This window comes from Weissella paramesenteroides, from assembly GCF_036327715.1.
GTDB classification, from domain to species: Bacteria; Bacillota; Bacilli; order Lactobacillales; family Lactobacillaceae; genus Weissella; species Weissella paramesenteroides.
The window spans coordinates 595,962-620,556 of record NZ_CP130559.1 but is presented as its reverse complement, the minus strand read 5'-3'; the positions used below and the strand labels follow the sequence as shown (position 1 = coordinate 620,556).

40 protein-coding genes and 1 pseudogene are annotated in these 24,595 nt (G+C 36.7%); 5 read left to right on the top strand and 36 right to left on the bottom strand.

Features of this window, described 5'->3' with window-relative positions:
* Window positions 1–553 precede the first annotated feature (553 nt).
* The 33 genes and pseudogenes from QRX23_RS03095 to QRX23_RS02935 all read right to left on the bottom strand — a co-directional run bounded on the left by QRX23_RS03095 (window position 554) and on the right by QRX23_RS02935 (window position 18,395).
* Window positions 554–1,657 carry a GH25 family lysozyme gene (locus QRX23_RS03095; RefSeq protein WP_150222007.1) on the bottom strand — a complete coding sequence of 368 codons (1,104 nt, stop codon included), beginning with the start codon at window positions 1,655–1,657 and terminating at the stop codon, window positions 554–556.
* Between the two features lie 90 nt (window positions 1,658–1,747).
* Window positions 1,748–1,952 (bottom strand): annotated as a pseudogene (locus QRX23_RS03090) (phage holin); the annotation flags it as partial.
* Window positions 1,945–2,517 carry a hypothetical protein gene (locus tag QRX23_RS03085; RefSeq protein WP_330155894.1) on the bottom strand — a complete coding sequence of 191 codons (573 nt, stop codon included), beginning with the start codon at window positions 2,515–2,517 and terminating at the stop codon, window positions 1,945–1,947. The pseudogene QRX23_RS03090 and the gene QRX23_RS03085, both read right to left, overlap by 8 nt.
* Window positions 2,501–4,078, bottom strand: coding sequence for a phage portal protein (locus QRX23_RS03080; RefSeq protein WP_330155893.1), 1,578 nt, complete (start codon window positions 4,076–4,078; stop codon window positions 2,501–2,503). The genes QRX23_RS03085 and QRX23_RS03080 overlap by 17 nt, the downstream gene beginning before the upstream one ends.
* 1 nt (window position 4,079) lies before the next feature.
* Window positions 4,080–5,360 (bottom strand): PBSX family phage terminase large subunit, encoded by a 1,281-nt coding sequence (locus QRX23_RS03075; RefSeq protein ID WP_150222026.1) that lies wholly within the window; start codon window positions 5,358–5,360, stop codon window positions 4,080–4,082.
* A complete protein-coding gene (locus QRX23_RS03070; RefSeq protein ID WP_330155892.1) occupies window positions 5,353–6,204 on the bottom strand; it encodes a terminase small subunit in 852 nt (283 codons plus the stop codon). The genes QRX23_RS03075 and QRX23_RS03070 overlap by 8 nt, the downstream gene beginning before the upstream one ends.
* Window positions 6,205–6,210: 6 nt before the next feature.
* Entirely contained in the window at window positions 6,211–6,339 is a 129-nt protein-coding gene (locus QRX23_RS03065; RefSeq protein WP_275126623.1) for a hypothetical protein, read from the bottom strand.
* A gap of 83 nt (window positions 6,340–6,422) precedes the next feature.
* Window positions 6,423–6,677, bottom strand: a complete 255-nt coding sequence (locus QRX23_RS03060) for a hypothetical protein (RefSeq protein WP_150222028.1) — start codon at window positions 6,675–6,677, stop codon at window positions 6,423–6,425.
* 203 nt (window positions 6,678–6,880) lie between these two features.
* On the bottom strand, window positions 6,881–7,087 hold the full coding sequence (locus QRX23_RS03055) for a CsbD family protein (RefSeq protein WP_002828449.1): 207 nt from the start codon (window positions 7,085–7,087) through the stop codon (window positions 6,881–6,883).
* Window positions 7,088–7,185: 98 nt separating this feature from the next.
* Window positions 7,186–7,431, bottom strand: a complete 246-nt coding sequence (locus QRX23_RS03050; protein ID WP_002828450.1) for a GlsB/YeaQ/YmgE family stress response membrane protein — start codon at window positions 7,429–7,431, stop codon at window positions 7,186–7,188.
* Window positions 7,432–7,770: 339 nt separating this feature from the next.
* On the bottom strand, window positions 7,771–8,211 hold the full coding sequence (locus QRX23_RS03045; RefSeq protein ID WP_150222030.1) for a DUF722 domain-containing protein: 441 nt from the start codon (window positions 8,209–8,211) through the stop codon (window positions 7,771–7,773).
* A gap of 121 nt (window positions 8,212–8,332) precedes the next feature.
* Entirely contained in the window at window positions 8,333–8,653 is a 321-nt protein-coding gene (locus tag QRX23_RS03040; protein ID WP_150222031.1) for a DMT family transporter, read from the bottom strand.
* 58 nt (window positions 8,654–8,711) lie between these two features.
* Entirely contained in the window at window positions 8,712–9,224 is a 513-nt protein-coding gene (locus tag QRX23_RS03035; RefSeq protein WP_150222032.1) for a GNAT family N-acetyltransferase, read from the bottom strand.
* A gap of 187 nt (window positions 9,225–9,411) precedes the next feature.
* Window positions 9,412–9,555: a hypothetical protein gene (locus QRX23_RS03030; protein WP_166434743.1), complete on the bottom strand. Its 144-nt coding sequence runs from the start codon at window positions 9,553–9,555 to the stop codon at window positions 9,412–9,414.
* 273 nt (window positions 9,556–9,828) lie between these two features.
* Entirely contained in the window at window positions 9,829–10,311 is a 483-nt protein-coding gene (locus QRX23_RS03025; protein WP_150222033.1) for an Asp23/Gls24 family envelope stress response protein, read from the bottom strand.
* Between the two features lie 24 nt (window positions 10,312–10,335).
* A complete protein-coding gene (locus QRX23_RS03020) occupies window positions 10,336–10,524 on the bottom strand; it encodes a DUF2273 domain-containing protein (protein WP_330155891.1) in 189 nt (62 codons plus the stop codon).
* Window positions 10,525–10,535: 11 nt separating this feature from the next.
* The gene (gene amaP / locus QRX23_RS03015) at window positions 10,536–11,207 is read right to left on the bottom strand and encodes an alkaline shock response membrane anchor protein AmaP (RefSeq protein ID WP_330155890.1); all 672 of its coding nucleotides are present in this window, start codon (window positions 11,205–11,207) and stop codon (window positions 10,536–10,538) included.
* Window positions 11,208–11,319: 112 nt separating this feature from the next.
* On the bottom strand, window positions 11,320–11,466 hold the full coding sequence (locus tag QRX23_RS03010) for a hypothetical protein (RefSeq protein WP_166434744.1): 147 nt from the start codon (window positions 11,464–11,466) through the stop codon (window positions 11,320–11,322).
* A 133-nt stretch (window positions 11,467–11,599) separates the two neighbouring features.
* Window positions 11,600–11,881, bottom strand: a complete 282-nt coding sequence (locus QRX23_RS03005; RefSeq protein WP_150222036.1) for a hypothetical protein — start codon at window positions 11,879–11,881, stop codon at window positions 11,600–11,602.
* Between the two features lie 43 nt (window positions 11,882–11,924).
* Window positions 11,925–12,362 (bottom strand): dTDP-glucose pyrophosphorylase, encoded by a 438-nt coding sequence (locus QRX23_RS03000; protein ID WP_330155889.1) that lies wholly within the window; start codon window positions 12,360–12,362, stop codon window positions 11,925–11,927.
* The gene (locus tag QRX23_RS02995) at window positions 12,362–12,520 is read right to left on the bottom strand and encodes a hypothetical protein (RefSeq protein ID WP_166434745.1); all 159 of its coding nucleotides are present in this window, start codon (window positions 12,518–12,520) and stop codon (window positions 12,362–12,364) included. Before QRX23_RS02995 ends, QRX23_RS03000 begins: the two co-directional genes overlap by 1 nt.
* A 2-nt stretch (window positions 12,521–12,522) precedes the next feature.
* On the bottom strand, window positions 12,523–13,248 hold the full coding sequence (locus tag QRX23_RS02990; protein WP_330156120.1) for an ATP-binding protein: 726 nt from the start codon (window positions 13,246–13,248) through the stop codon (window positions 12,523–12,525).
* Window positions 13,235–14,101 carry a phage replisome organizer N-terminal domain-containing protein gene (locus tag QRX23_RS02985; RefSeq protein ID WP_330155888.1) on the bottom strand — a complete coding sequence of 289 codons (867 nt, stop codon included), beginning with the start codon at window positions 14,099–14,101 and terminating at the stop codon, window positions 13,235–13,237. Before QRX23_RS02985 ends, QRX23_RS02990 begins: the two co-directional genes overlap by 14 nt.
* Before the next feature lie 8 nt (window positions 14,102–14,109).
* Window positions 14,110–14,655: a single-stranded DNA-binding protein gene (ssb, locus tag QRX23_RS02980; protein ID WP_150222040.1), complete on the bottom strand. Its 546-nt coding sequence runs from the start codon at window positions 14,653–14,655 to the stop codon at window positions 14,110–14,112.
* Entirely contained in the window at window positions 14,618–15,328 is a 711-nt protein-coding gene (locus QRX23_RS02975) for a putative HNHc nuclease (protein WP_330155887.1), read from the bottom strand. Before QRX23_RS02975 ends, ssb begins: the two co-directional genes overlap by 38 nt.
* A complete protein-coding gene (locus QRX23_RS02970; protein ID WP_150177399.1) occupies window positions 15,328–15,969 on the bottom strand; it encodes an ERF family protein in 642 nt (213 codons plus the stop codon). Before QRX23_RS02970 ends, QRX23_RS02975 begins: the two co-directional genes overlap by 1 nt.
* Window positions 15,953–16,150, bottom strand: coding sequence for a hypothetical protein (locus QRX23_RS02965; protein WP_150177401.1), 198 nt, complete (start codon window positions 16,148–16,150; stop codon window positions 15,953–15,955). The genes QRX23_RS02970 and QRX23_RS02965 overlap by 17 nt, the downstream gene beginning before the upstream one ends.
* 64 nt (window positions 16,151–16,214) lie before the next feature.
* Window positions 16,215–16,586 (bottom strand): hypothetical protein, encoded by a 372-nt coding sequence (locus QRX23_RS02960; RefSeq protein WP_150177403.1) that lies wholly within the window; start codon window positions 16,584–16,586, stop codon window positions 16,215–16,217.
* Window positions 16,587–16,696: 110 nt separating this feature from the next.
* Entirely contained in the window at window positions 16,697–16,921 is a 225-nt protein-coding gene (locus QRX23_RS02955; RefSeq protein ID WP_330155886.1) for a hypothetical protein, read from the bottom strand.
* Between the two features lie 228 nt (window positions 16,922–17,149).
* Window positions 17,150–17,284, bottom strand: a complete 135-nt coding sequence (locus QRX23_RS02950; protein WP_275138274.1) for a hypothetical protein — start codon at window positions 17,282–17,284, stop codon at window positions 17,150–17,152.
* On the bottom strand, window positions 17,265–17,420 hold the full coding sequence (locus QRX23_RS02945) for a hypothetical protein (protein WP_166434746.1): 156 nt from the start codon (window positions 17,418–17,420) through the stop codon (window positions 17,265–17,267). Before QRX23_RS02945 ends, QRX23_RS02950 begins: the two co-directional genes overlap by 20 nt.
* A 1-nt stretch (window position 17,421) precedes the next feature.
* Window positions 17,422–18,165, bottom strand: coding sequence for a phage antirepressor KilAC domain-containing protein (locus tag QRX23_RS02940; RefSeq protein ID WP_150222046.1), 744 nt, complete (start codon window positions 18,163–18,165; stop codon window positions 17,422–17,424).
* A gap of 35 nt (window positions 18,166–18,200) precedes the next feature.
* Window positions 18,201–18,395 carry a helix-turn-helix transcriptional regulator gene (locus QRX23_RS02935; protein WP_150222047.1) on the bottom strand — a complete coding sequence of 65 codons (195 nt, stop codon included), beginning with the start codon at window positions 18,393–18,395 and terminating at the stop codon, window positions 18,201–18,203.
* Window positions 18,396–18,554: 159 nt separating this feature from the next.
* On the opposite strand from QRX23_RS02935, the gene QRX23_RS02930 reads away from it, so the two are divergent.
* From QRX23_RS02930 to QRX23_RS02915, 4 genes are all read left to right on the top strand, one after another.
* Window positions 18,555–18,911, top strand: a complete 357-nt coding sequence (locus QRX23_RS02930; protein WP_150222048.1) for a helix-turn-helix domain-containing protein — start codon at window positions 18,555–18,557, stop codon at window positions 18,909–18,911.
* A complete protein-coding gene (locus tag QRX23_RS02925) occupies window positions 18,904–19,311 on the top strand; it encodes an ImmA/IrrE family metallo-endopeptidase (RefSeq protein ID WP_150222049.1) in 408 nt (135 codons plus the stop codon). Before QRX23_RS02930 ends, QRX23_RS02925 begins: the two co-directional genes overlap by 8 nt.
* A gap of 50 nt (window positions 19,312–19,361) precedes the next feature.
* Entirely contained in the window at window positions 19,362–20,015 is a 654-nt protein-coding gene (locus tag QRX23_RS02920; RefSeq protein ID WP_150222050.1) for an Ltp family lipoprotein, read from the top strand.
* 161 nt (window positions 20,016–20,176) lie between these two features.
* Complete coding sequence (locus QRX23_RS02915; RefSeq protein ID WP_330155885.1) at window positions 20,177–21,247, top strand: site-specific integrase; 1,071 nt, start codon at window positions 20,177–20,179, stop codon at window positions 21,245–21,247.
* Window positions 21,248–21,396: 149 nt separating this feature from the next.
* Here the strand turns inward: QRX23_RS02915 and QRX23_RS02910 are convergent, their stop codons facing one another.
* The 3 genes from QRX23_RS02910 to QRX23_RS02900 all read right to left on the bottom strand — a co-directional run bounded on the left by QRX23_RS02910 (window position 21,397) and on the right by QRX23_RS02900 (window position 23,812).
* Window positions 21,397–21,639 (bottom strand): type B 50S ribosomal protein L31, encoded by a 243-nt coding sequence (locus QRX23_RS02910; protein ID WP_002827614.1) that lies wholly within the window; start codon window positions 21,637–21,639, stop codon window positions 21,397–21,399.
* A 139-nt stretch (window positions 21,640–21,778) separates the two neighbouring features.
* Window positions 21,779–23,602 carry a translation elongation factor 4 gene (gene lepA / locus QRX23_RS02905; RefSeq protein WP_330155884.1) on the bottom strand — a complete coding sequence of 608 codons (1,824 nt, stop codon included), beginning with the start codon at window positions 23,600–23,602 and terminating at the stop codon, window positions 21,779–21,781.
* A gap of 72 nt (window positions 23,603–23,674) precedes the next feature.
* Entirely contained in the window at window positions 23,675–23,812 is a 138-nt protein-coding gene (locus tag QRX23_RS02900; protein WP_164222536.1) for a hypothetical protein, read from the bottom strand.
* Between the two features lie 124 nt (window positions 23,813–23,936).
* Between QRX23_RS02900 and QRX23_RS02895 the strand changes: the two genes are divergently transcribed.
* Window positions 23,937–24,563, top strand: coding sequence for a DUF308 domain-containing protein (locus QRX23_RS02895; protein ID WP_330155883.1), 627 nt, complete (start codon window positions 23,937–23,939; stop codon window positions 24,561–24,563).
* The last annotated feature ends 32 nt before the right edge of the window (window positions 24,564–24,595 follow it).

The following is a 24,595-nucleotide window of genomic DNA, read 5'->3' as shown; positions in this document are numbered from 1 at the left end:
ATTACTCACAACCCCCTGTCATCAAAAAAAGCCCCGCTAAATAGAGTGCATACTCTACCCAGTGGGACCTTTTAAAATGTTCTACTCTAATTTTAACAAACTAATGAGATGAGATAAAACAAAACGAAAATTGTAGTCAGTAAACAAAATCTAGAAGAATCTAATCAAGACAATTAGATAGATGGTTAAATATACCAAATATCTATACAAATATTTTAACACAATCTTTTAAAGAACCCGTAAAAAAACCACCAGTCGCATAATCTGGTGGTTTGAACCATGAAGAGCAAATACAAAATGGTAAGATATCACGGTTTTAATAGTCATATGACTTAATCAACACATAACTACTTATAGAGCAGCTGGAAGAGATACTAAGCTCTATATAATAATCATAACACATAAAAAAAGCCCACCAAGCTATTCAATCGAATAACCTAGTGGGCTTTTAACTTGATAACTGTTTGTTTAATGCAAATAATTATCGCTTTTAATTTTTGGAGATTAGCTATCAAGTTAACTAGATTATAGTTTATTGATAGTTACTTTACAATTATTTATTTAATAGTAAATTGGCGTTGTACCAAACGTTGCCATATCGTCCTTCAACAATACCAGCACCATTTGAGTTGTTGTCATATTGGTCAATCGTACCGTAATTGTAACCAGTCTTGAACTTAACCTGATCACCTACGCGAGTTGCTGCATAGTTACCACGAGTCACATTATCCAACATAGCAAGCGGAATACCATTAGCCGTCCAGCTAGCATCTTTACCTCCTGCCATATCATAGTTAATAGCCTGCCACATACCATTGACGTAGGCAATTTTATCAACCTTGAATGACTTATAAGCCGTGAACTTGTTACCAGCATTCTTAAATTGTTGAATTGCTGACGTATCTGGCTTGTTTACTACCTTATCATTTGGTGTCACATTAGGCACAACTGCATCTTTATCAGTGCCAGCTGTAAAGAAGTTGTCGTACAAAATTGAGGCGTCAAAACGACCTAGTGAGCTGGCAAAGGTTTGGTTTGACGTCCATTGCCAAGCATGTTCGGTATTGTAAAGCTTCATAGCCGATGTGGGTACGTATGGATATTGTGCTAACCATGCTTTCTCACCAGCAGGACTGACACTTGATGAGTAACCACCAGTGTAAGTGGTTGAGCGGTAACCATATGCCCGCACACGGTTCTCAAAAGCTGTCGCAACTGGTTGCATACGTGAACCCATTGACAATTGATAGGAGTTCTCAATATCAACCGCCAAGACAGCACCTACTGGCAACCCATCAGCTTTTGCCATTCTTGCAGCATAATCAGCTTCGGCAATTGCCCCGGCTACTGTTGTTGATGATAGGAAATGATATCCATTAATATAAACACCAGCAGCCTTAGCCGCCGCAATGTTACCCGGTGCTGTATAATCATGAAAGCTTGTCCCTTCTGAAATTTTCGTTGCGACAGCTTTCATACCGTAATTATTACGCATATAAACAAATTCTGGCGCTGTCATTTGTCCGTTGTGATTAGATACGTCGACCATATCCACACGAGGTGTATCAGCATGGGCAGTATCAGATGATACATAGCCAACACCTGCGAACGCTAAAAAAGCACCTGTCACAACAAGTGCTTGCTTTAATTTATTCATAACATCTCCCTTATTTTAATTGTTTAGTCGTATCAGATACTTGAGTAACTTTAACTGGTGCCTCTGCTTCCGCCTCAACAACGCCACCGCCCGATACCACACCAAGAATACCTAAGATAGTCAGCACGATATTAACAATGGCGGCAATGGCGTTCCAATCGCCAGTAAATTTGATACCAAAAGCTGCAAATAACTGTTGAGTTAGCACGATTAACAAAGAAAGCAGACCGGCAATTACTTTTCCCGAGTAACTACCGTCTGCGTTCTTAAGCGAATTATTTAATTTTTTAATCATTGTGTTTGAAAACCTCCTTAGAAAGGTTGATTAGTTTTTCATCATGACGTTCCAGTTTACGATCATGTTTATCTAAGCGTTCGTCAATGGCATTAATACGAATTTCTTGCTTATCCGCTTCGCCTGCTTGTAATGCCCCATAAACATAAGCACTTTCTTTGGATAGATATGTACCAAACGCCACATCTTGTTCATTGCTGGCTTGGATCATACGAAATTCGATTTCTAACTTCAATAACTCCAAACGATTAATTTGAGATGTCACATACTGTGCATTGATACGTCTTAATAATTCAGGGTTCTTCTTATGTTCCTTGCGATACTGATTAGCACGCTTCACATAATCATCTAAATCAGTGGAACGAACACGTTTCATAGCATCAGCGTATGAAATATGCTTATCTTTGGCGTACTTATCGTAGAAGTCATATATCTTGCCTTGAATATCATCATAAGCAGCCTTATATTCAGCTAACACTTCGTTAGTTAATTCTGGGTCTTGCTTATCAAGTTGCTTCATGATGTCTTGCGTGCGTTGTTCCCAATAATTATCCTTGTTGACCATTATCATCACCGCCATCATCTATATTTAGATTAGGATAGGTTGCTTGTTCCTGACGTGCTTGGAACTCGCTGTCAGCCTTTTCCTTTTGGTCAGCTAATCGTTTCATCTCGTCCGCTGCATCAACGCCTGTGAATGTCTCTAACAACGTCTCATCACTAATAACTCCGTACAGCTCTTTTAACTGTGAAATACGCTCTTCATCATTCTGTGGAATGTTAGGTGTGAACTGTACTTCAATCTCATTGATTTTGTCATACAAACTGGCTGACTTATTGACTGTTGACACGCTATTCTTAATACTCCAAACGTTACCTAGTAGGCGCAAACGTCTCATGATACCCCGTGTCATCAACCGCTCTTTGGTCTTACGCAAGTTATCATTACCCATGAGCTTGTACTTCATAGCCTCGCCTGATTGTGTCCCAGCAAAGTTCTGGTCGTTTGTGTCAGGTGTAAAAGTAAACCGTAGAATGTCATCAACTAAACGCTTCTTATAAGCTTCTGCGCCAGTTGCGTCATACGTCTTAGTCAAATAGAAGGCATCAGGGTCAGGACCATCTGGATCATTGTTATTATCCAACACAAGTAATCGTGCCTTTTTCATTTGCCTAATCACATCACTACTTGAATTAGTAACCATCTTAGGGTTGCCGTACTCATCTAATACTGGTTCGCCATCATCATCAGTTTGAAATTCAGGTTCAGCCGTTCCAGTGGCAGGGTTTCCTTTGATTACCAAATAAGCATCATTCATATCCTGTTGGAAATTAGCTAATTCTGATTGAGATAAGTCGTAAGCATCAATGCCATCTAGTACGCTCTCGAAGTCACCTAAGCGCTCTTCGTTATTCTTATACTCATTGATAGGCACACCATCAAAACGGCTCTCCGCACTATCCACAAGGGCGATATTCTCAAACTCTTTGCTATTTGATTTGTAATAATAAATCGCATTATCTGTGTAAACTTCAACAAAGCTATTTGTTTCAGTCTTGTTGTATTTGATTTGATAAAAACGTACACCAAACAACGAATTTTCAGCGATCGTATCATCATACACCACGAATGTTTGTTCAGATGCTAATTTAGTAATGCGTTCCTGCGCTTCACTGTCCGTGTAAACCAGTTCATAAGCACGTCCATAAATACTCAAATCAGTTTCTAATAAGCCGTCATGATAATCAGCGCCATTCTGCTTACCAAACGTTTCAATCTTTTCGACCAGTGCATCATCATCACTCACATACTTCACAGGGTTACCTAACATGTAGCCTTGCATGAATACAGTAATGTATTTACCCCAATCACTAGCAATACGGTTATCCGCTCTATCGCTGTCTCTATCAGTATCACGGTACTTGATGTTGTTATCTGCTAAGTAATAGCGTTTCAACTCTTGTAATCGTGGTAACTGGCTATATTTAAATTCAGTAATGTAATCGTTCAATCGACTAATAAATTTTTCTGAACCGAAATCATCAATACTATTGAACTCCGCAGCCGACATCTTAAACACTGCATTGGCTTCGGTGTCGAACCGTGTTTTCTTTAAAAATTCCATTCTATCTACCTAGTCCTAACTGCTGTAATTTATTTATCTTCTGCGTTGTTGATACATTATCCATTAACGCCAAACGTTCCATAGCATACCTAGTGGCATCAATAACGTGATTAAACGCATCTACCGGCTCATTGATATACTCACCTGTCGATTTATCTTTCTGCCATACGTAATTGTCTAGTTCTTCAAACATGGGCTTAGCACGTTCATCAATTACTAATTTGTATTGTGACATGTAATTCAAGCCAAATAACACACTACCTACACCTTTTTTGGCATGAGTGATACGTGGAACGCCTAATCGTCTGATTTCAGCAATTGATTTCTTTTCAGCTGCATCAGCTACAATTTGTTCTTTGGCATATCCCATTTGTTTAATCACATTAGCAATTTCATCATTCAACATACCCTGTTTCACATAGCAGTCCATGAAATACAATATCTTGCGTTTCTTATCGACTTTGATATGTACCAAAGCGCTCGGATCATTCACATATCCAAAATCTAGTCCAAAGTATGATGGTATGCCTACCAGTTCTTTACTACGTGGGTTTAATAATCGTGTCTCATATTTAGGGAAGATAAGCTTATCTAACGTAGCAAACTCACCCAGTGCATATATCTTGTAATAGGCGGTGTTTGTGCGTGCTAGTTGCTCAATCGTGTCCTTAGTGTGTGAGTCAATAAACCGATTATCTAAATACGTTGATAGATGTATCTTTGTATCATCAAACGTACTTTCAAAGAACGTTTTAAAAACCCAATTAGCTTTACTAACTGGGTTGAACATGATAAATATTTGCTTTTTATCGTGCTTTTTCTCACGCAAACGTAAGTTAAGTTGTGTGAAATCATCAAGTGTAAACTCGGTTGCCTCTTCCATAATGATGTCAGACACACCCTTAATTGACTTAATCTTTTCTGGGTTATCTAGTCCCTTGAATAAGAACTCTGCGCCGTTCGGTAGTATGATACGCCTATCTGTGTTACTCACCTTGCAATAGTCTAGTATCTGCCAATCGCTTAATCGCTCTAGGAAGTCCTGAAAGATTGAGTCTTTAATTGTTGCCCCAACCTTACGCAATACCAATATTCTGCGTGGATATTGCCATTGTTGCAATGCTTTAATGATGACTTTCTGAACGACACCATGTGATTTACCGCTTGCAGCACCACCATACCAAAGATCAATGCGTGAACTGTAATCAGTTAGATTATTGTATATTTGCTTGTTGAATACCTTTTGCGGCTTGGGAAATTCTAATGTAATACCTTTATTCATCTTCGAACTCCCCAATCACAATCTTAGTTTCAAGTGATCCACGATCATCATTCATTAACTTAGCTTTGCTCTCTGCCATATCAGCTTCAGCTTTTGCTTTGCGTACCTGTGCATTTTGCATATCATCAGGAATGAGCTTATTTAACTCTTCAAGCAACTTCTTTTGTGCAGCTTGTTTATCGTACAAATCAAGGACAACACCATCACGACCAATTGACACATTTTTTATTAGGCTTGTATCAACCTTTGATTTATCCTTGAGTTGCACCCATGATGAATGTTTGATTATTGGGTTACCGTTAACATCAAGTTCCTTGTTCCCTTTGTAATCTTTAGCGTAAATATCAGTTCTTCCAAAGTCTAAATAATCGCCAATATCTGAAAACGACTGTTTCATCAGGTCTGCTAAGATATCTTCCTTGTTAGCACCTAAGTCATGTAAGCGTGCTTGCCTCATCTCTTGAATAAGCGATTTAACTCTAGCATTTGCAAGCATTCTAGGACCATTGGCTTTAGCCGTTTCATAGCCCACATCATACACATTGATATATGCTTGCGTGGCATTGAATAGTCTCACATATTCGATAACAAAAGCTTTTTGTTTATCAGTCAATTCACTATCAGCTAGTTCATCAATGACCTGTTCCACTTCATTTTTTGTATGCGTACTTTTGAATTTTGTACGCATACTTTTTTTAGGTGGTGCATCCTTATTTCTGGACCAACTATAACGTTGTTTCCAACTCTTGACGGTACTCAATGCCACATCATATTTATCGGCTATGTCTTTGTACTTCATACCAGCGTTATAATCTTCTTCTGCGTTTTCCCACTTCTCAGTCATTACATATCACCCACCTCGCTTCTTTTTAACTGACTTATGTTGCTTAATCTTGGCTTGCTTCTTTAATTTTTTTCGTTCTTGTGCATCCAACTTTCCAATAATGGAGGCTTCAACGTTTCTATAATATGGTCCCATCTCATATTTCCTCTTAATTTTCTGCAATAAAAAAAGCGCATTTCAAATAATTGAAATAACGCTCGTAATTAACTACGTAATAGTTATTTTTCTCGAACTACTCGTACGAAAGCAAAATATTCATATGCTGCTAATAATGCAAATAATAGTAATCCAATATAGATCGATGCATATACAGAAATAACGGAAACTATTGTTAATCCAATAGCAGACGTTGTTACAATTAATGAAATCTTTTGCCACTTAGTTAATTTATCTGTATCACCTTGAAATGAAATTGCGGTCATAACAGCACCTACAACAATCATCACACCAAAAAACACATGTAAACCAATCATAATATACCTCCTTATTTCTAACCATTATACGATAGAATCACTTTTAGCTGTAAAGAGATATTCAAATTTATTTTCCCCGATTATCCACCGTATCAATGATCTGAGTTTTTAACGGTACCATTCATGATCCCATATTCTCACTTCCTTTTATGTTATGCAAAATAAAAAGGCAACAATCTTCTGACTGTTACCTTAATTAGTAATTACTTTTTAAGCTTTTCCTTAATATCTTCAGCTACGTCTTCTACTGATTCCTTAGCATCCGAAAGCTTTTCCTTTGCCTTACCTAAAATCCCTTGGGCCTTACCTTCTGCCTTCCGTGATTCATTTCCGGTAGCCTTACCTTCAACTTCTTTAGCTTTACCAGCCACTTTGTCCTTGGTACTATCAAATTTATCTTCTAAAGCCATATCTAAATTCCCCCTATAAATACTTTCTCGAAAAAATTTCAACAAAAAGATAATCCATCAAATAATTGTATATGTCTAAAATATTCAGACAAAACTGTTTATTTTTTTGCTCTAATGCCAAAAATTGCTGAAATAATAAGCACCAGAATAACAGCACCAATAATTGAAGGGATAAGTGCCATGCCTGCTAGTGAGGGTCCCCAAGTTCCAAGAAGGCCTTGACCAATCCATGCACCAACTAACCCCGCAACAATATTTGCAATCCATCCCATGGCAGCTCCACGATTCGTAATTGCTCCCGCAATTGCTCCTATGATAGCTCCCACAATCAATGACCAAATCATAATATTACCTCCAATAAAAAATATGATTTACTATAAGTAAAATATATTTCACGAGATAATAATAACATAATAAAAAATGTATATCTACTAAAAAGATACTTTCTGATAGCTAACACTTAAGAATACACAATAGATAATTTTCGAATCTATAATTGCTTTACTAGCAACGATTTAGAAAATCGCCTGTTAACCAACTTAGCTTTAATTTTAAAATAAGGAACAGCTAGAAGAAATAACATGAGATTTAAAGTAAAAACAAAAAATTTATCATATCTGTTGAACAGTTCCACACTACTAATTATGCCCTGTTTTTAGGCTGTTTTTGGCATTCAATCGGGTCTAAACTGGGGCGTAGACGGTTCTAAAACGGGTGGCTATATCAAACGTCGTATAAAGATATCCTTTAATCCCTTCTTTAAAGTCATCACGCCACTCTCTAGCAGTCCGTTCATCTATATGATTATCAATGCCAATCGTCACCCAACTCTTTTTATTACCGTACTTATCAATCAGTACATCTTGGTGGCTTTTGATCAGGCAGTCAAACATCATCTTAATAACTGATTTTTGATAACGCAGCCGTTTTAATTCTGGGTCGTTTTGTTCATGGATCATTTGAGACTCGACAGCGTTGTTGTAATCATTTTGTTTCCGACCACCACCAATATTTTCATCTGGTGTGCCATGTCCATAAGTTAATTCCATTTGACGTAACTGAATAGCCACATCTAATTTACCTGTAAAGTAATCACTCAATAAATGATCTAATTTATCCGCCATATGCACACCTCCCAGTGTTTTACTATTCCATTATTATATCATTTACGAAATAATATTCTTAAATGGAATGTATTTTAAAAAATAAAAACCATTTCATATTCAAATGAAACAGTTTTTTAACTTAATGACCACTCGTTACTTTAATTCCAATAATTCCAATTACTAACAAAATTACAAAAAACCAAGTAATTGCTGATATTTTGTCTCCAAACAAGAAGACTCCCACAACAATTGCTCCTACTGCACCTACACCGGTCCAAATAGGATAGGCTAAACTCAATGGCAGATATTTCAGTGCCAAGGACAAGAATCCAAAGCTAGCAAACATACCAATAAACGTTGTTACTGTCCAACTAATTTGAGTAAATCCTTCACTCAGCTTCATAGTACTTGACCAAACAACTTCAAACAAACCCGCTAGAATAAGGTAAAACCACGTCATAAAAGGCCTCCAGTAAAAATAAAAAGCAAATATTATAATTAGTTTACAGAGTTATAGATTAAATGCTTTTAACCATAATTAAATCAGTTTGCGGGTCGGCACCCATATTAAAGATATGACTTCCAACAAATTCAAAGCCTAGGTGTTGATAAAATGCTTTAGCGTTTTGGTTAAATTCCCAAACGCCTAACCAAATACGCTGTTTTTCCAACTCAGTTGCTTTTGTCAGTGCTATATTATATAAAATTTTACCCAATCCTTGTTTTTGAAACTCTTTGCGAATGTAGATTCGTTCAATTTCAAGAGCATTTTCAAAATCATCTTCCGATTGTGCATCACTTATATTTAACTTCAGATACCCCATAATGTCATCTTCATCACTGAGTACGAAGTAAAAAAATGAATTTTTATTTTTTAGTTCTTCAGTTAATGTCTCGAGTTTGTAACTATTTGACACATAGTCTTGCATATTTTTTTCTGTATTTTGATCCGCAAAAGTATCATAAAAAGTTTCCACACTAACTTTTTGTAGTTCATTGATATCTGTTAAATCTAGTTTTTTGATGTGCATATCTGTGTTCTCCCTTGTTTAATAAAAGACAAAAGCAGTCGATTACATTTCTTCAAAGACCTAATGAAATGCAATCAACTGCTTATTTTTAAGCAATGTTCCCGGTGGAACCATAATTTCAGTAATTATATCATAGATACATAAAAACAATGAAGGCTACAACACATATCCATATAGTGACTACTATTTACTCTAATTCTCTCACTTTGACTAAGCTTCTTAGCTCACTAAGTTGTACATCATCTTCTGAAACTTTTGACAAACTACCATATCTATTTTCAAGCAGCTGAACTAATTCCATCATCCGCTCGGCATTTATTTTATCATCCATAAAATTTTTCTTCCTGTTAAATTTTCAACATTTTTTGATTGGAAATCCTGTTAATACTAAATCTAACACCTTTTGATATTTAATATGGATTATAACTCTGGATAAAGGAATAAGTCTTCGAGTCTATGCTTCAATCAGATCAAACAGTACTGGAATGGATCTTCAGTTACATCATGCAACTAACTTATTTTTAAATGGAATAATTAAACTAAATAAAAAGCCGCTATATAAATATTAACGGCTTAAATCTATCAATACACATTTATCTTTCAACTATTCAACTCTCTTATCGGGAGACATAGATTCTGTACTATCTTTAGCTCCTTCACGTATTGAAGACCCTACATCCGACAACTTATCTTGAACTGTAGTACTATTCTGTTCATATTCACGTTTAGTTTGTATATCCGCAACTTCAACATTTAACTCTACCAAATCTAAATTTGTAGTATCATTAATGTCCTTTGCTACAAATTTTTTCAATTCATCATATACATTGCGCGCATTATATCCAAATTCCATAATTATCTTTAAATCAACTGCAACTTGTTCCTTACCAACCTCGACATCAATACCATCAGTTACATCGTCTGAATTGACCAACTTATTTTTTATATTTGAAATAAATCCCCCATCTACATCTAAGAGCCCTTTAACATTTTCGATTGCATGCCCAATAATTTTTTGAATAACTTTATCATCAAAGGTTAAATTACCTTTAACTTCATTTGAAACGCTGTTATTTTGTGTTGTCATAATTAATTCCCCTCATTCTAATATTCAAAGAGATTTGCCAATTTTTTCGATGATGTGTCGTATATGAAACAATAAATATCCGATAACACATCCAACAATAAACAATGTGATAACAAACAATGTTTTTAAAAATCCAAAAACACATATTAAGCAAGCTAATATAACACCAACAACTCCACCAATAAGTGTCCACCAAAATTTAGAATTTTCCATTAAATCACCTCTTAAACTACTCGTGATTTGTGAGATGTATTTTTGCTTTTTCTATTAATTTTTAATTTCACTTCTATTTTTTTCTTAGATGCCAATAAATCTGTCACTTGCTTCTGCAAAGCCAACCGTGAATCTTCCAAATTGGAAAACTCTTTCTGAAAAAAATTGGTTTTGGCTTCGACATTTATGGTAACTTTATTACGCCAATTCTTAATTTTCACAGAGACATCAGTAAAGTTTTTTTCTCCCAAACTAGTTTTAACATAACTAATAATACTTTCATTTGATATTACTAATTCACCTAGATCATTCGATAATATTACGCCCTTTCTCTGTTTTGGAAAAAAAATTATAACTAAGAAAAACACTAAGTTTATGAACAATATAAAGATAGATGAATATACTAAAAATTTGCTTTCTATTTCGAAATCTATATTCAAATAACTTAACCAACCATTTATCCGATCAATTATAAATGGCCATGTATTTACTATCACAACTAATGCATTGATGAGTATTAAAATTAGATATAATAACTTCTTTATCCTCCCCATAGCAATCCTCTTTCGCGTAGTAACCATTCGATTAACAATAGCATCAATTACATAGATATACGTATTCTTAATACCTAAATCATATATAAATTCCCCCTTTGTAAAATTGATAGCGCTTACTCTAGACACATAGATGTTAACATATTACTTTGTATTATAAAAATAATATGACTCTACTTTGACCTGATAAACACGTCAGTATTGCATTTTTAAATCACACCATGCAACTATGTCTAACTGCTTAACTACGTATCTGTAACGTTATCTTATCATCTTCATAAGTCATGACTGTATGCGTGAATGGACGTCCTGTAATATCAAACACGTCCATATCACCATAATTTTGTTTGCGATTTTCAAGCTCATTAATTAGTTTGCTTATTTTCATCAGTAGCCCCTCCTAATCATCTTGAGCGCCTCATGAACTGTGAACTCATCATTTTCATGTTCAAACTCTGCCCAATCTTGATAGCCACGACTTTCAGCAAACTCATTTAGTTGTTTCATACTTATCACCATCTTCACTCCCAATATATTTTGAATGTCACCGTACGATTGAACATTATTGAATATGTTTCAAAGGTCACCTTGTAGCCGTTTATATTTAGCCATTTTTTTATAGAGTCAACCAAGTTGTTGTCATTATAGCTAGTGGAAATTTTTAAACTAAATTTACCGCTGTCGATAGCCGTATCAATTTGGCCCGCAATTTCTTGCTTTAAATCAAAAATTCTTTTTTCTACGCTTTCATCATGATTTTTAGTGCTTAGTTTCCTAGCTTCACTTGCATTTTTTAAAACCATTCATCAACGGGCTCACAGTCTTTTCACCCTTGGCTGTTTGTTGTTAGTTCTCCCAATTTATTTCAACTGTGGGGTTATTCTTATCAACCCCCATAAAATCGTCATACGTCGCCACCACAAAGTTTAAATTGTCGTTTGGCATAAATACCTGCCCACGAACTGAACTAGCCTGAAACGCATCAAAAATGAACTTATGTGTGAACGTCCAGTTGTCTAAGTCTGTGCGTCTGTCAGGAAAATACCAACTGAAATGGAACTTCGTGTGTTTATCAATCGGTGCCAGTCCATCAATAATTCCTTGATCAACTAACGGAATGATTTTTGCTTGAATTTGATGCTTGCGTTTGTTGGCAATAATTCGACCAGCTTTCATACCGTGTATCATGATCCAATTGTTTAATGTCATTTTGACTAACCGCATTTTGCCCTGCTTTTTCATTGGCAAGATAAATGCCGTTAGTGGAATGATTAACTTTGCCATTAACCCACCATCACAATCTTAAAATCACTTGATTTCATGCCGTAAACACTGGCTAAATATTCTTGTTGGTATGCCACCTGTTTCAACGGATATGCACCCCAATATCTATCTGCGTTCAAAACATGGGCGTGCAATTCATATCTTGGTTCTTCGTCCACTGTTACACCTCCCTGACATCTTCCATACCATTCATGTCGATAATATGTTGTGGGTTGCTAGGAATTAACCTAGACAACGTTGCCATATCATATTTTTTCGTTAAAGCTAACTCATTATCATTTGATGTGATAATTGTCGTTTTACCTTTCCTAGCGTCTGCTAAGCGAAACAACATACTGGCTACTTTTTCTTTAGCTTCCTTTTGCGTATCTTTACCAAAATCATCAAGTATCAGGACATCAACATCACGCATATATTTTTCAATGACTGCTAATTGTTGTTGCATTTTTTCATCATGGAACGATTGATATGTCATGTCTCGCCATTCAATCACTGACACGAACATATTCGTATGCTTATCACCTAACCCGTCCATGATTGCCAACGCAAGGGATGTCTTACCTGTACCAGCTGCACCATTCAAAAAGACATTAAACGGTTCTTCTACTAATTGGCGCATAATGCGATAGGCTTGATTGCCGACCTCTTTGGCTCGTTGTTCGTTAGCTTGTTTTTCAGGTAACCAATCAGTGAATTTAAATGATCGTGCCCGTTCTTCGCCCCACAGACTGGCATTGATATATTTCACACGGTCTTGTGCCTGCCACTGCTTCGTAAATCTAGCAGCGTCTTGTTTTTCTTTTTCAGCCCGTTGTTCAGGCGTTAAATGAATAGGTTCAAGACCTCGTTTTTCTAATTGCTTAACCCAATTTTCAGCTAGTGGCATTGCGTTCACGCTTTCTCTGACGGTCGGCTAACCATTTAGCTTGTTCAGGCGTTAAATCACTCTCTGCTTGGCGATTAGATTGCTTACTCTGCCAGACTTTTTCACTTTGGTTGTATTGATCAAGAGTCTTGATATCATTCGATAACTTGTTATTCAAAATTCCGTTGATATAGCTAACGTTACTTTTACCTGCCGCACTAGCATCTTCAACTGCTTTAATCACAACTTCAATTTCCATACCGTCTTGTTCATGGAAAGCTATTAGGTTATCAAAAGCCATTGAGTTAGGACTGACAAAAAAAACGTTTGCTTGTAAAGAATTCAAAAGCATTGTTTTGGCAGGAGTGACGACAGACGACTTTTTGTTTTCGGTCTCTTGTTCTCTCTCTGTCTCTATATCTAACTCTGTCTCTATCTCTTTCTTATCGTAACGGTCTGTCACATCTGCGTAACTAAGTGACGCTTGGCCGTTACCATGTAACATTTGTCGCTCTCTAAACTTTCTCATTCTCATTGCCGAGTCGGTTTCTGAACCTGTTAAATCAGCGCTCGCAACAAGAAATACATCTTCTTTAATTTCAGGGTGTGTAATAAGTTTTTTGGCTTCAAGATAAGCAAGTAGAGCACGCACATCTTCAACATTTTCATCTAGTATCAAGGACAACTCTTCTGCAATATCTTGTCCTGCACCTTGGAAATACAACATGCCACCTGTTGAGGCGCTTTTAACTAGCATTTCAAGATAGATAATCGTGTAGGTGTCACCACCAGCCATACGACGTAACAACTTAATATATGGATCATTGAAAAAATCTTGTTTCAGTTTTATCCAAAAGAATTTTTTGTTTGCCATATTCCCTCCTAGAATGGTAATTGGTCTTCAAAATTCTGATCGTTACCATACATTTGACCAGAGGTAAAACCAGTCTGTTGTTGTCTTGGTTGTGACTGATTTTGCGGCTTGTTTTGGTAATTACCTTGATTGAAGTTATTACCCTGATTGAAATTGCCCTGTGACGCCTGTTGCTGATTAAAATTATTTTGCTGCGGTTGACTAACCCCGCCCTGCTTACGTTGGTCAGTAACTTCCTTGCTTTCTAATAGCGAGAAATTATTAACGACAACTTCGGTAACAAATACTTTTTGTCCTTGTTGGTTCTCATAGCTACGAGTTTTTAGCCGTCCCTCAATACCAACCAACGAACCCTTAGCCGTCATATTTGCCATGTTTTCAGCGCTCTTACGCCAAATAACAAAGTTAATAAAGTCACTACCTCGTTCGCCATTACCGTCAGTAAATGAGCGTTCGACTGCTAATGTTGCACTGGCTACGGCTGTACCTGACGTGGTGTATTTCAACTCCATGTCTTTAGTTAGTCTGCCAGTTAGTACGGTGCTGTTTATCATCTATTTCCTCGATTCGTTTGTAGGTCATGATGCCTAGCTGATTTAATATTTGTGGATCTAACAAAATTCCTTTGACATGATATTGTTCTTTGAACGTTTGCCAGCCCATTTGATGTGCTTGTTGATGATGTTCACGACATAAAGCGATTAAATGCTTTTGACGGTGGTCAACTAAATTACGGTCGTTACCCATTCCAACTGTGTCGAGATGGTGAATATCAGCGTGCTTGCCACAAATAACGCATGACCGATATTTCAATGATTGGTACATATACATATCCAAATCATCTTGATAAGTTAGCCCGCTATGTTGCATTGGTATGTGGTTTCTAATTGCATAATCAAGTAAGAATGTGATAAATTCTCTTGCAGTTGTCATATCAGCATTAGCAAAACTGAAATATGGTGTCCCGGTTTCAGCAGTGAAGTAGTATTTCAACCACTCCTTACATTCCTCTGGTACATAACCTGACCACCTAGCAATTTCGCCAATAATCGCATAAGCCTTTTTGCGTTGAATTTTGCTCAAATGTCGTTCATCTTGTACATTAACCACAACCTGTGGTTGGTCTTCGGTAGTAAACAGGGACAAGCTTGCCAGCTCTTCACGGCTTTCAAGCGTGACCGCTATTTGGTTACCTTTAATCGCTGTAATTCGTCCCCAAAGTTCCATTACTGAATACCTGCGTCATTAATTGCGAATATCGTTGCTCCAGCCAATACAGATGCCTTATCAGCTGATAATTTATCTAGATCACTAGTGTTATTATTTTTTTCAGTCATACCCGCCGTGGCAAATATTTGCGGTACTTTTTCTTTAGGAGCATTTTTCAATACTTCTTTGAGCTTAGCTATGATTGCTTTACGCATTTGGTCTTGTATGATTTGCTCTTGCTTCAAGGCTGTAATAGACTGCCCATCGTCGTCATCATCTGCGACAATGCCAAACGCTGACGCCAAACTACCGCGTCGTGCATACGTGGTGTTAGCCAACGTCTGTTGCGGTGTAGAACCGGTTTCAACTGGTAGCCCCTCAACCTGCATGAACTCACCAGATGAATGAATAATATTAGTTACAACTTGCATTTCACGTTTACCATTCGCATTAAGGCCCTCAATAATTGATTGGGTATAAGTGATCGGTACGTTTGAAGTTTTGATAGCTAACCTCACCGCATTATCAATATCAGATAAATCTGCATATTTTCCGAAATGTCCGTTTTTTGTCTTAGTCGGTTGGACCATGTTCATTTGCATTTTTGCTAAATCTGCGTTTAGCTCTGGCGTTGGGTTCAACTCATTCCGTGTAATCATTTAGTCTTTCCTCCGTGTCAACTTTGGTACTGTTATCCATCATGTAGCGGTCAAATTCTTCCGGTTTTAAATAGCCATCAACTGTTTCTCGAATGTCTAATTCACCTACTTGAATTTCTTCACCATATATTGTGTATCCCCAGATTTCATCTTCTGGTGGATCTATTAAGTCTTCTGGCACGACACGCCTCCTTGTGTTATTCTTAGAGGGTAATAGCAATTACCTTTGTTTACCCACCGCCTAACTACTCGCAATAGTTAGGCGTTTTTTCATCTCTCCATCTGTATTCGTAGCTTTTCCCACTCAATGTGCCTGTGGCAATACCGTTTTCCATTGATATTTTTTCGTACAACTTTTGTAAATTAGAGCCTTGCGCATTTGGGTATCTATCACGCCAGTCTTTGAAAATTTGATAATTCTTTTCATAGACAATGTGTGATTTAACATTCCGAATACGTGATTTACCAACTGTATTTTGCTTGTTGAACTTAATAGCTCTGTAACCATTGATTAACTGCGCATTGTTAGCAATTGGTAGTTCCACCAAATCTTCACGCTTGGCAAAACTGATATGCAACTTACCTACACCAGTTGAACCTGTATCATAATCACCCATGTTTATTCCTTTCTGGTTGACCGTCCACACCGGCTAAAATGCGTATATGGACCCGTGTAAAATCTTTATTTCACATCTCAACCTGTGTCGACGGTCAACCGTTTATTTAATTAGTTAGCGTGACTATCACGCCATGATTTCTTAACGTGTTGTGCTGCCTCTGGTTCGTTGAATAACATCATCACGAACCACTTAACGAAACGTCCAATGTAGCGAATGATTGCCCCACCATAATTGCGAATAACCAATACCAATGTCATGATTACCGTTGTCAGTGCAATTGCTGGTGGTAATGCTGCTTCTAACAATTTCCAAAAGAATGCTGCTTCTGCCATGTCTTATTCCTCCTAATACCAATGACTTAATTTGCTGTACCGCACCACATCATGATATGAATATGTGATAGTACGTTCATCAGGTGTTTTGTCAGGAACGTTGCGTTGAAACAATTCAGTGGGCTTAATCTTAAATCTGAAAGTGTTCACGCTAACACCTAAAATCTTGCACGCCTCTTTTTGCGTGACCTTGCGGTTGCTATCTGGTTCCATAAAACTGCCTGCTTTCTAAAATTTAAATTTAGCTTCAATACCCATATCCTTAGCTAAATCTTCCATTGCGTCAGTTAGTTGTGTGAAATTATCCATGACACTTGCGTTTAGACTTACATCTTCCATTGTGTCATCTTTTAAGCTGCTCATATCCGCTTCGTGCATAGCAATTTGATAAATCGCTTGATAGTTGGATAATGCCGTACTTGTCAGGAACAAGTGTTGTTGCTCGCACATAGTTGTCTGTTTGTAATGCTGGGTGTGATACAAATTTATGTTCAGTCATGTTATTTCTCCTCGTTTTTATCTGCTAAAAATTTGTTTACAAAATATTGTTGCCCTTTGCCAGTAACTTTGGTTGTAAACGTCAATCGTGTTGACCCGTCTGGGTTTGTGTGCGAACTTTCCTTAACTTCAAATAGTCCTTGGTCAATGTAACGTTGAGTTGGGCGGTTGTATTGACTTCCTGATTTGTGCAAATAACCATTGTCACGCATATAAGCAAATAATCTGTTCTGCCCGATTTTCACACCATTTTGTGAAATCAACTTTGCTAAGTCGCCAACTAGAATTGACTGCTTACTTGTATTTACCGCATCTGCAAATATTGCCTTTGGTTTCATTTCCTCAATGATTTTATCTTTATGGTCTAGTAGAAATTGCGCCGACTGCAAACCCATTGCCATTTGAATACGTGGATCATTCATCAATGCCTTGTGTTCTTTTTCAACTTCAATGAAGTAATCACGAATTTGATTGCCTTTATCGGTCTTGGTCATCATGGCAATGTGCTTAGCCATATCGACTGATAATGAATAGTCTTGAATAATTTGAACTTTACTTGACCCTTTTCGGTAGGGTGTAGGCAAACCTACACCCTCATAGTCAACGCTATTGACATACATATCTTCATAACGTTCGAACCAAAGACTAAAACGTTCTTTAATTCCTAACCCTTTGTATAACTCACGAGCACTTACGTGTTGCTCGCCTTGTTCATTTTCCTGTACTTTGATCACTTCACTTGTCATAAAATTTCTCCTTTACGGTTAAACCGAAATATGATTTACAAAAAAATCAAATCATCATAGTGAACATCAAACTCTTTTTCGATAGTTTGAAGTTGCTTAACATCTGGAAATGTCTTTGCGTGTTCCCAAGATGACCATGTATCAGTTGATACACCAACCTTATCCCCAGCTTGTTTTTGAGTTAACTCACGATTAACTCGTAATGCTTTGAGTGTAACTTTTACTCCCATTCGCTTGCTCCTTTCATTTGATGTGTTTATCATAAACCGTACAAAACCGAAAAACAATATAATATTACGTTTTAAACGGACTTTTTACTGTACAAATGCCGAAAAAATCCGTAAAATCAATGTATACATTAATAGTTAAGAATTTATTAAGGAGATATTATGGCACTTGGAAATAAGCAAGTCATGGCAGATAACATACAATACTATCTTGCTAAGAATGCAAAATCAGCCAGCGATATGATTCGTGATTTAGAGTTTAAATCAACAACCGTTTACGATTGGATAAATGCACGAACATATCCACGCATTGATAAAATAGAGATGATGTCAAACTATTTTGGTATTGATAAATCTGACTTAGTAGAAGAACGTGGTAATAACCCGTTAAAAGAAGAAACTACTAATGATCTAAAAGATTATTTTGATGAGCATCCTGTTTTGAAGTTTGATGGTAAAGAAATACCTGATGCAGAGATGAAAATTATTAAACGCATTTTGGAGGACATGGATGATTGATATTTTTGATTACCTACTCTACCTATGTAGAGATTTAGGTATTAACTACAAAATATCAGATGAATTAGATAGCTCCATTCCAGACATCAGCGTACCTTCTCAAAGAAAAATAATCATTAACGCTAACTATGATACGCACATTGAAGTAGCGTTTAGATTAGCACACGAGATTTCACACATTATGCTTGGCAATTACGAAGAGAATTGTGTTTATCAGTTTTCTATCGGCACTCGTAGAGCAAGCGAACGTGAAGCAAATGAGAACGCTGTAAAAATTTTGGGCAAATTTGTATACGCAGATACACCAGTTGAATATCGTAATTATATAAATTTCATGAACGAGTTTGGGCTACCATCTTCATTTGAGAATATGGTTCGTAATATAATTAAAGAAATATAACAATTACGTGCAATAATGATCCACGTTAAAAGCTTTTAGGAGTAGATAAAATGGCACGCAACAAAGAAAAGAAACCATTTTTCAAAAGAATTTGGGTATGGGTAGTTATTATTATTGTTGTTATTGCAGCTTTTGGCTCAATGGGTGGAGATAAAAGCACGACAGCAAATAAGGAAGATACATCTAGTTCTTCTAACGCAAGCAGTAAAAGTTCAAGCAGCGCCGAAACAGTAGACACTACAGGTGCCACAAAAAGTCAATTAGGTGCGTTGCTAAAAGCTAAGTCATACTCATCAATGATGCACATGTCTAAGCAAGGTATTTTTGCTCAATTAACAGCATCAGCTGGTGATCAATATAGTGATGAAGATGCACAATATGTAGTAGACCACTTGAAAGCTGACTATAACGCTAACGCTTTAAAGACCGCTAAGGCATATTCTGACCAACAAAGCATGTCTAAAGAAGGCATTCGCCAACAATTAATGGCTACTGCTGGAGATAAGTTTACAGAACAGGAAGCACAATATGCCGTTGATAATCTAAAAGCTGATTATAATAAGAACGCTTTGAACAAAGCTAGAGATTATAAAAATCAACAAGGTATGGGTGCAGATGAAATTAGAGAACAACTAACATCTGATTATGGTGAAAAATTCACATCAGAAGAAGCTGATTACGCTATCCAACATTTAGGTAATTAAAATAAAAAACACGCACACCCCTATCGCCAAACAGTAGTGTACGTGCATTCACATATTAACAAGCGGTTTTATGCGCTTTATTTAACGTATCTAGTATAACACGACCTAGGTATGTCGATAAACTATCTATATTTTTTAAACGAAAGGTTAGGTTTAAGCTAATGTCAGTGGAAAAACAAAGTAAAACTTGGCGTGCAATTGTCAGCTATCAAGCTGACGGAAAACGTAAGAAAGCCACCAAAGGTGGTTTTAAGTACAAATCGGAAGCATTGGCTTATGAAACAATGCTTAAAGCAAAACTCAATCAGGGATACGATATTGAGTCTAGTAAACAACTATTTACAGACTTCTATGATACGTGGCTGGATAATCATATTAAGTCGGGTATCAAACAACAAACAATTGCTAATCATATAGCCACACAAACTATCGTTCATGAACACTTACAAGATATCACTTTGGAGCAAATGACCCGCAAAAGGTATCAGCAGTTCTTAGATGAGCTAAGTACAACGAGAACAGCTAGTTCTGTGCATCAAATATCTATGCGTGTTGGTATGTGCCTAAAAGAGGCTTTCAGTGATGGTGTTATCAAAACAGACCCAACGTTTAATCTAAAATTCAAAGGCACTCATGAAAGCAAACCAACTGATCTAAAATTTTTAGAAGAAGATGAATTTAATAAGCTAGTTAAATATATTGAAGATACCCCCATGACTGCACCTAATTTCATGATATACACTGCTGCCCTTTCAGGAATGCGTGCAGGCGAAATTTTGGCGCTGACTTATGCTGATTTTGATATGAAAAATAGCAAAATATTAGTTACTAAATCAAAGACTAATCGGGTGCCTTATCAGTACACTACACCAAAGACTAAACAGTCAATACGTGAAATAACAATGCCAACTCATTATTTTGAACAGTTAGATCGTTTTAAACAAATGTTTCCTGACACAGATGAACATATATTTGGCGAAAGAACTTCTCAATCAGTACCCAGTTATCGTTTAAGATGTCTTACCAAAGAGTTAGACATCAAACCAATTTCATTTCATGGACTGCGACATAGCTATGCAAGCATCTTGATTAACAACGGAGTTGATATTGCTTACGTCAGCGAAAGATTAGGTCACAGTTCAGTCAATGTAACTCAAAAAGTTTACTTCCATTTTCTTAATAAGGCACGAGAAAATGAAGAAAAAAAGATGCTGAATTTGTTTCAAAAATAGTTCCCAAATAGTTCCCAAGTTCCCAAAAGTTCCCTAATTTCGACACTTTTCGACACATTTTGATACAGGAAAACACTTTTAAAAAACGCACAAAAAAGCCGTCCCACAGGCATTTAGCGCTATGCAACGGCATTTGTAGGAATTTGCGATTAAGCAAGTCCGTATTTCTTGTTAAACTTATCAACAGCACCATCTGCAGTCATAAACTTTTGCTTACCAGTGTAGAATGGGTGTGAATCTGAAGTAATTTCAACACGAATCATTGGGTAAGTAGCACCCTCAAATTCGATAGTCTCATCAGTTGTACGAGTAGAACCTGACAAGAACTTGTAACCAGTAGTTGAGTCAACGAAAACCACTTGGTGGTAATCTGGATGAATATCAGCCTTCATTATTTTCTCCTTATCGCCCTAGTTTTCTAAAAACCAGAGTCAGTTTATTTAACTAGAATATATTAACATAAAAAACTATAAAATGATAGTTTTTAACTGAAAAGCTATTAAAAATCGGCTAATTCTTTTATTAGCGTGATTACTCTTCGTCTGTCTTAAGAACTGCCATGAAAGCTTCCTGTGGTACTTCAACTGTTCCCACTGCCTTCATTCGTTTCTTACCACGTTTCTGCTTATCTAATAGCTTTGCACGACGATCTGGATCTCCTGTATGGATACGAGAAGTCACGTCTTTACGGTAGGCTTTAATCGTTGACCGCGCAACAATTTTTGATCCAATGGCAGCCTGAACTGGAATTTCAAAGTTTCGTCGTGGAATAATTTCCTTTAACTTTTTCGTAATAACCCGTGAACGCTCTTGTGCAAAATCACGATGCACAATGAAACTCAATGCATCCACTTTATCGCCATTCAATAAAATATCGATCTTAACTAGTTCAGATTGTCGATAACCTGAAATTTCGTAATCTAATGAAGCATAGCCACGAGTACTTGACTTCAATTTATCAAAGAAATCAAAGATAATTTCAGACAATGGCATGTAATACTTAACATTAACACGATTTTCATCTAAGTAATCCATGGTATCAAACTCACCACGTTTTGACTGCGCAAGTTCCATTACAGCACCCACATAATCATTTGGCACCATAATTTGTGCGTGTACGAATGGCTCTTCGATTGATTTAATTTCTGAAACATCTGGTAGCTCAGATGGATTCGCAACCTCCACCATTTCACCATCTGTTGTATAAGCATGATAGGTTACCGATGGTGCAGTTGTAATCAGGTCTAGATCGAATTCACGTTCCAACCTTTCTTGAATCACATCCATATGAAGTAGTCCTAAGAAGCCCGTACGGAAGCCAAAGCCAAGTGCTTGTGATGTTTCTGGTTCAAATTCCAGTGAAGCATCATTTAGCTGCAATTTTTCCAAGGCGTCACGCAAATCATTATATTTTGCATTGTCAGTTGGATATAATCCAGAATAAACCATTGGCGTCATTGGCTGATATCCAGGCAATGGTTCTGCTGCAGGTCGTTTCAAATGAGTAATCGTATCGCCCGGGCGAGCATCACGAATGTTTTTAATTGATGCAGCAACATAGCCAATATCACCAGCCATTAAGAAATCACGTTTGATTGGTGTTGGTGAATTAACACCAACCTCAGTGACTTCATATTCTGCACCAGAGTTCATAAATTTAATTTTATCGCCTGGCTGCAATACACCAGTCTTCACCCGAATGGTTAAAATAACGCCTTTATATGAGTCATAAGCTGAGTCAAAAATCAGTGCCTGCAAGGGTGCTTCAAGTTCTCCCTCAGGCGCTGGAATATCCTTCACAATCTTTTCCAAAAGTTCTGGAATACCAATACCCTTTTTGGCTGAAGCTAATACGGCGTCAGATGCATCAATACCAATGACATCTTCAATTTCTTTACGAACAGCTTCAGGATCAGCTGCTGGTAAGTCTATTTTATTAATAACTGGTAAAATTTCCAGATCATTTTCAATCGCTAAATAGACATTTGCTAACGTTTGCGCTTCAACGCCTTGGGCGGCATCAACAACCAGAATTGCACCATCAGCTGCTGCTAATGAGCGAGATACTTCATAAGAAAAATCCACATGACCTGGTGTATCAACTAAATGAAAAATATAATCTTCACCATCATTAGCACGATAATGGACCTCAACTGCGTTCATTTTGATTGTGATACCACGTTCACGTTCCAAATCCATCGTATCCAGCAATTGATCTTGCATTTCTCGTTCGGTAACCGTATGTGTCGCTTCCAAAATACGATCTGAAATCGTTGACTTCCCATGATCAATATGAGCAACAATACTAAAATTTCGTATATGTTTTTGGCGCGCCTGCATTTCTTCTATATTCATTATTGCGCTCCTGTTCTTTGTATTTTCTGTCCATACTATTATACAAGTATTCTTATCATCATGGTAGTGCCACTAATGGTCATTCTTATCCTTTAATTTATCAGTTAATTCTTTTGCTTTTTGATCAACTGATCTATCAAACTTTTTCTGACGATATTGTGTATAACCAAATAATGCCAATAGTACAAGGAGAATAATAACTTCAATCATCTTTTATATTTCCTTTTTTTATAAATATCTAATATTTTTTATTTTAAATTAGTCTTCAATTGTATTTTACTCTATTTTCAATTACACTCAATTTAAACAACTTAAACTATAAGGAGGCTTAGCAATGAATAATTTGCCAGAAGTTCAACAACCTGATGTCGATGGTGAGAAGAATCCTCAAAGACGTTCAGAGCAACAACACCCACAAAAACCAATTATTTCATACTTCGTGCGTAAACTGTTAGCTGCCGCAGGTGTTATCTCAATTATCTTAGGAATTTTTGCTTTTGTCTTTAATCCTGAATGGTTATTAGCGGTATCAATTCTATTTGGACTATTTTCGATTTTTATTGCGCTAATTGATATTTTACTATTTGGTCACAGTACCTATCTACGTGGTTCACACTTAATGAGTGCCTTGTTGAGTACTGTCATGGGACTAGTTCTCCTATTTCGGCAAGATGTTGCAAAAGATTTTATTGGCTTGGTATTTGGATTTTGGATTTTATTCAATGCCACGAGTAATTTAGCCCAAACTTGGGTACCCGAGTTATTAATTGGTTGGCAACGTCTCGTTGGTTTAGTGATTGGTGCAATCGGTCTTTTCCTAGGGTTATTCCTAGTATTGTTCACAGGTTACTCAACCCATGATATGCAAATTATTTTAGGTGTTTATACAGACTTGTTAGGTATCTTCTTCCTACTAGTTAGTTTCTTTAGTCGCAAAAATGATTTGAATCAACCAGCATAATTTATCAAACATCAATAACAAAAAGACAGAAC

What these genes read in the sequence shown, in the direction of transcription:
- QRX23_RS03030 (WP_166434743.1), bottom strand. Translation starts at nt 9,555, where the DNA reads ATGGATGATAAAATAAATGCCGAGCGGATGATGGAATTAGTTCAGCTG.
- QRX23_RS03020 (WP_330155891.1), bottom strand. Translation starts at nt 10,524, where the DNA reads ATGGAAAATTCTAAATTTTGGTGGACACTTATTGGTGGAGTTGTTGGT.
- QRX23_RS03070 (WP_330155892.1), bottom strand. Translation starts at nt 6,204, where the DNA reads ATGACTGAGAAGTGGGAAAACGCAGAAGAAGATTATAACGCTGGTATG.
- QRX23_RS03005 (WP_150222036.1), bottom strand. Translation starts at nt 11,881, where the DNA reads ATGGTTTTAAAAAATGCAAGTGAAGCTAGGAAACTAAGCACTAAAAAT.
- QRX23_RS02960 (WP_150177403.1), bottom strand. Translation starts at nt 16,586, where the DNA reads ATGGGTGATTATGATACAGGTTCAACTGGTGTAGGTAAGTTGCATATC.
- QRX23_RS02970 (WP_150177399.1), bottom strand. Translation starts at nt 15,969, where the DNA reads ATGATTACACGGAATGAGTTGAACCCAACGCCAGAGCTAAACGCAGAT.
- QRX23_RS03025 (WP_150222033.1), bottom strand. Translation starts at nt 10,311, where the DNA reads ATGACAACACAAAATAACAGCGTTTCAAATGAAGTTAAAGGTAATTTA.
- QRX23_RS02975 (WP_330155887.1), bottom strand. Translation starts at nt 15,328, where the DNA reads ATGGAACTTTGGGGACGAATTACAGCGATTAAAGGTAACCAAATAGCG.
- QRX23_RS02915 (WP_330155885.1), top strand. Translation starts at nt 20,177, where the DNA reads ATGTCAGTGGAAAAACAAAGTAAAACTTGGCGTGCAATTGTCAGCTAT.
- QRX23_RS03055 (WP_002828449.1), bottom strand. Translation starts at nt 7,087, where the DNA reads ATGGCTTTAGAAGATAAATTTGATAGTACCAAGGACAAAGTGGCTGGT.
- QRX23_RS02920 (WP_150222050.1), top strand. Translation starts at nt 19,362, where the DNA reads ATGGCACGCAACAAAGAAAAGAAACCATTTTTCAAAAGAATTTGGGTA.
- QRX23_RS02985 (WP_330155888.1), bottom strand. Translation starts at nt 14,101, where the DNA reads ATGGCAAACAAAAAATTCTTTTGGATAAAACTGAAACAAGATTTTTTC.
- QRX23_RS02955 (WP_330155886.1), bottom strand. Translation starts at nt 16,921, where the DNA reads ATGGCAGAAGCAGCATTCTTTTGGAAATTGTTAGAAGCAGCATTACCA.
- QRX23_RS02990 (WP_330156120.1), bottom strand. Translation starts at nt 13,248, where the DNA reads ATGCCACTAGCTGAAAATTGGGTTAAGCAATTAGAAAAACGAGGTCTT.
- QRX23_RS02895 (WP_330155883.1), top strand. Translation starts at nt 23,937, where the DNA reads ATGAATAATTTGCCAGAAGTTCAACAACCTGATGTCGATGGTGAGAAG.
- QRX23_RS03085 (WP_330155894.1), bottom strand. Translation starts at nt 2,517, where the DNA reads ATGGTCAACAAGGATAATTATTGGGAACAACGCACGCAAGACATCATG.
- QRX23_RS03095 (WP_150222007.1), bottom strand. Translation starts at nt 1,657, where the DNA reads ATGAATAAATTAAAGCAAGCACTTGTTGTGACAGGTGCTTTTTTAGCG.
- QRX23_RS03075 (WP_150222026.1), bottom strand. Translation starts at nt 5,360, where the DNA reads ATGAATAAAGGTATTACATTAGAATTTCCCAAGCCGCAAAAGGTATTC.
- lepA (WP_330155884.1), bottom strand. Translation starts at nt 23,602, where the DNA reads ATGAATATAGAAGAAATGCAGGCGCGCCAAAAACATATACGAAATTTT.
- QRX23_RS02940 (WP_150222046.1), bottom strand. Translation starts at nt 18,165, where the DNA reads ATGACAAGTGAAGTGATCAAAGTACAGGAAAATGAACAAGGCGAGCAA.
- QRX23_RS03065 (WP_275126623.1), bottom strand. Translation starts at nt 6,339, where the DNA reads ATGGGACCATATTATAGAAACGTTGAAGCCTCCATTATTGGAAAGTTG.
- QRX23_RS02930 (WP_150222048.1), top strand. Translation starts at nt 18,555, where the DNA reads ATGGCACTTGGAAATAAGCAAGTCATGGCAGATAACATACAATACTAT.
- QRX23_RS03080 (WP_330155893.1), bottom strand. Translation starts at nt 4,078, where the DNA reads ATGGAATTTTTAAAGAAAACACGGTTCGACACCGAAGCCAATGCAGTG.
- QRX23_RS03000 (WP_330155889.1), bottom strand. Translation starts at nt 12,362, where the DNA reads ATGGCAAAGTTAATCATTCCACTAACGGCATTTATCTTGCCAATGAAA.
- QRX23_RS03040 (WP_150222031.1), bottom strand. Translation starts at nt 8,653, where the DNA reads ATGACGTGGTTTTACCTTATTCTAGCGGGTTTGTTTGAAGTTGTTTGG.
- QRX23_RS02925 (WP_150222049.1), top strand. Translation starts at nt 18,904, where the DNA reads ATGATTGATATTTTTGATTACCTACTCTACCTATGTAGAGATTTAGGT.
- QRX23_RS02945 (WP_166434746.1), bottom strand. Translation starts at nt 17,420, where the DNA reads ATGACTGAACATAAATTTGTATCACACCCAGCATTACAAACAGACAAC.
- QRX23_RS03050 (WP_002828450.1), bottom strand. Translation starts at nt 7,431, where the DNA reads ATGATTTGGTCATTGATTGTGGGAGCTATCATAGGAGCAATTGCGGGA.
- QRX23_RS02950 (WP_275138274.1), bottom strand. Translation starts at nt 17,284, where the DNA reads ATGAGCAGCTTAAAAGATGACACAATGGAAGATGTAAGTCTAAACGCA.
- QRX23_RS03010 (WP_166434744.1), bottom strand. Translation starts at nt 11,466, where the DNA reads ATGAAAATAAGCAAACTAATTAATGAGCTTGAAAATCGCAAACAAAAT.
- QRX23_RS02910 (WP_002827614.1), bottom strand. Translation starts at nt 21,639, where the DNA reads ATGAAGGCTGATATTCATCCAGATTACCACCAAGTGGTTTTCGTTGAC.
- QRX23_RS02900 (WP_164222536.1), bottom strand. Translation starts at nt 23,812, where the DNA reads ATGATTGAAGTTATTATTCTCCTTGTACTATTGGCATTATTTGGTTAT.
- QRX23_RS03060 (WP_150222028.1), bottom strand. Translation starts at nt 6,677, where the DNA reads ATGATTGGTTTACATGTGTTTTTTGGTGTGATGATTGTTGTAGGTGCT.
- QRX23_RS03035 (WP_150222032.1), bottom strand. Translation starts at nt 9,224, where the DNA reads ATGCACATCAAAAAACTAGATTTAACAGATATCAATGAACTACAAAAA.
- QRX23_RS03045 (WP_150222030.1), bottom strand. Translation starts at nt 8,211, where the DNA reads ATGGCGGATAAATTAGATCATTTATTGAGTGATTACTTTACAGGTAAA.
- QRX23_RS02935 (WP_150222047.1), bottom strand. Translation starts at nt 18,395, where the DNA reads ATGGGAGTAAAAGTTACACTCAAAGCATTACGAGTTAATCGTGAGTTA.
- ssb (WP_150222040.1), bottom strand. Translation starts at nt 14,655, where the DNA reads ATGATAAACAGCACCGTACTAACTGGCAGACTAACTAAAGACATGGAG.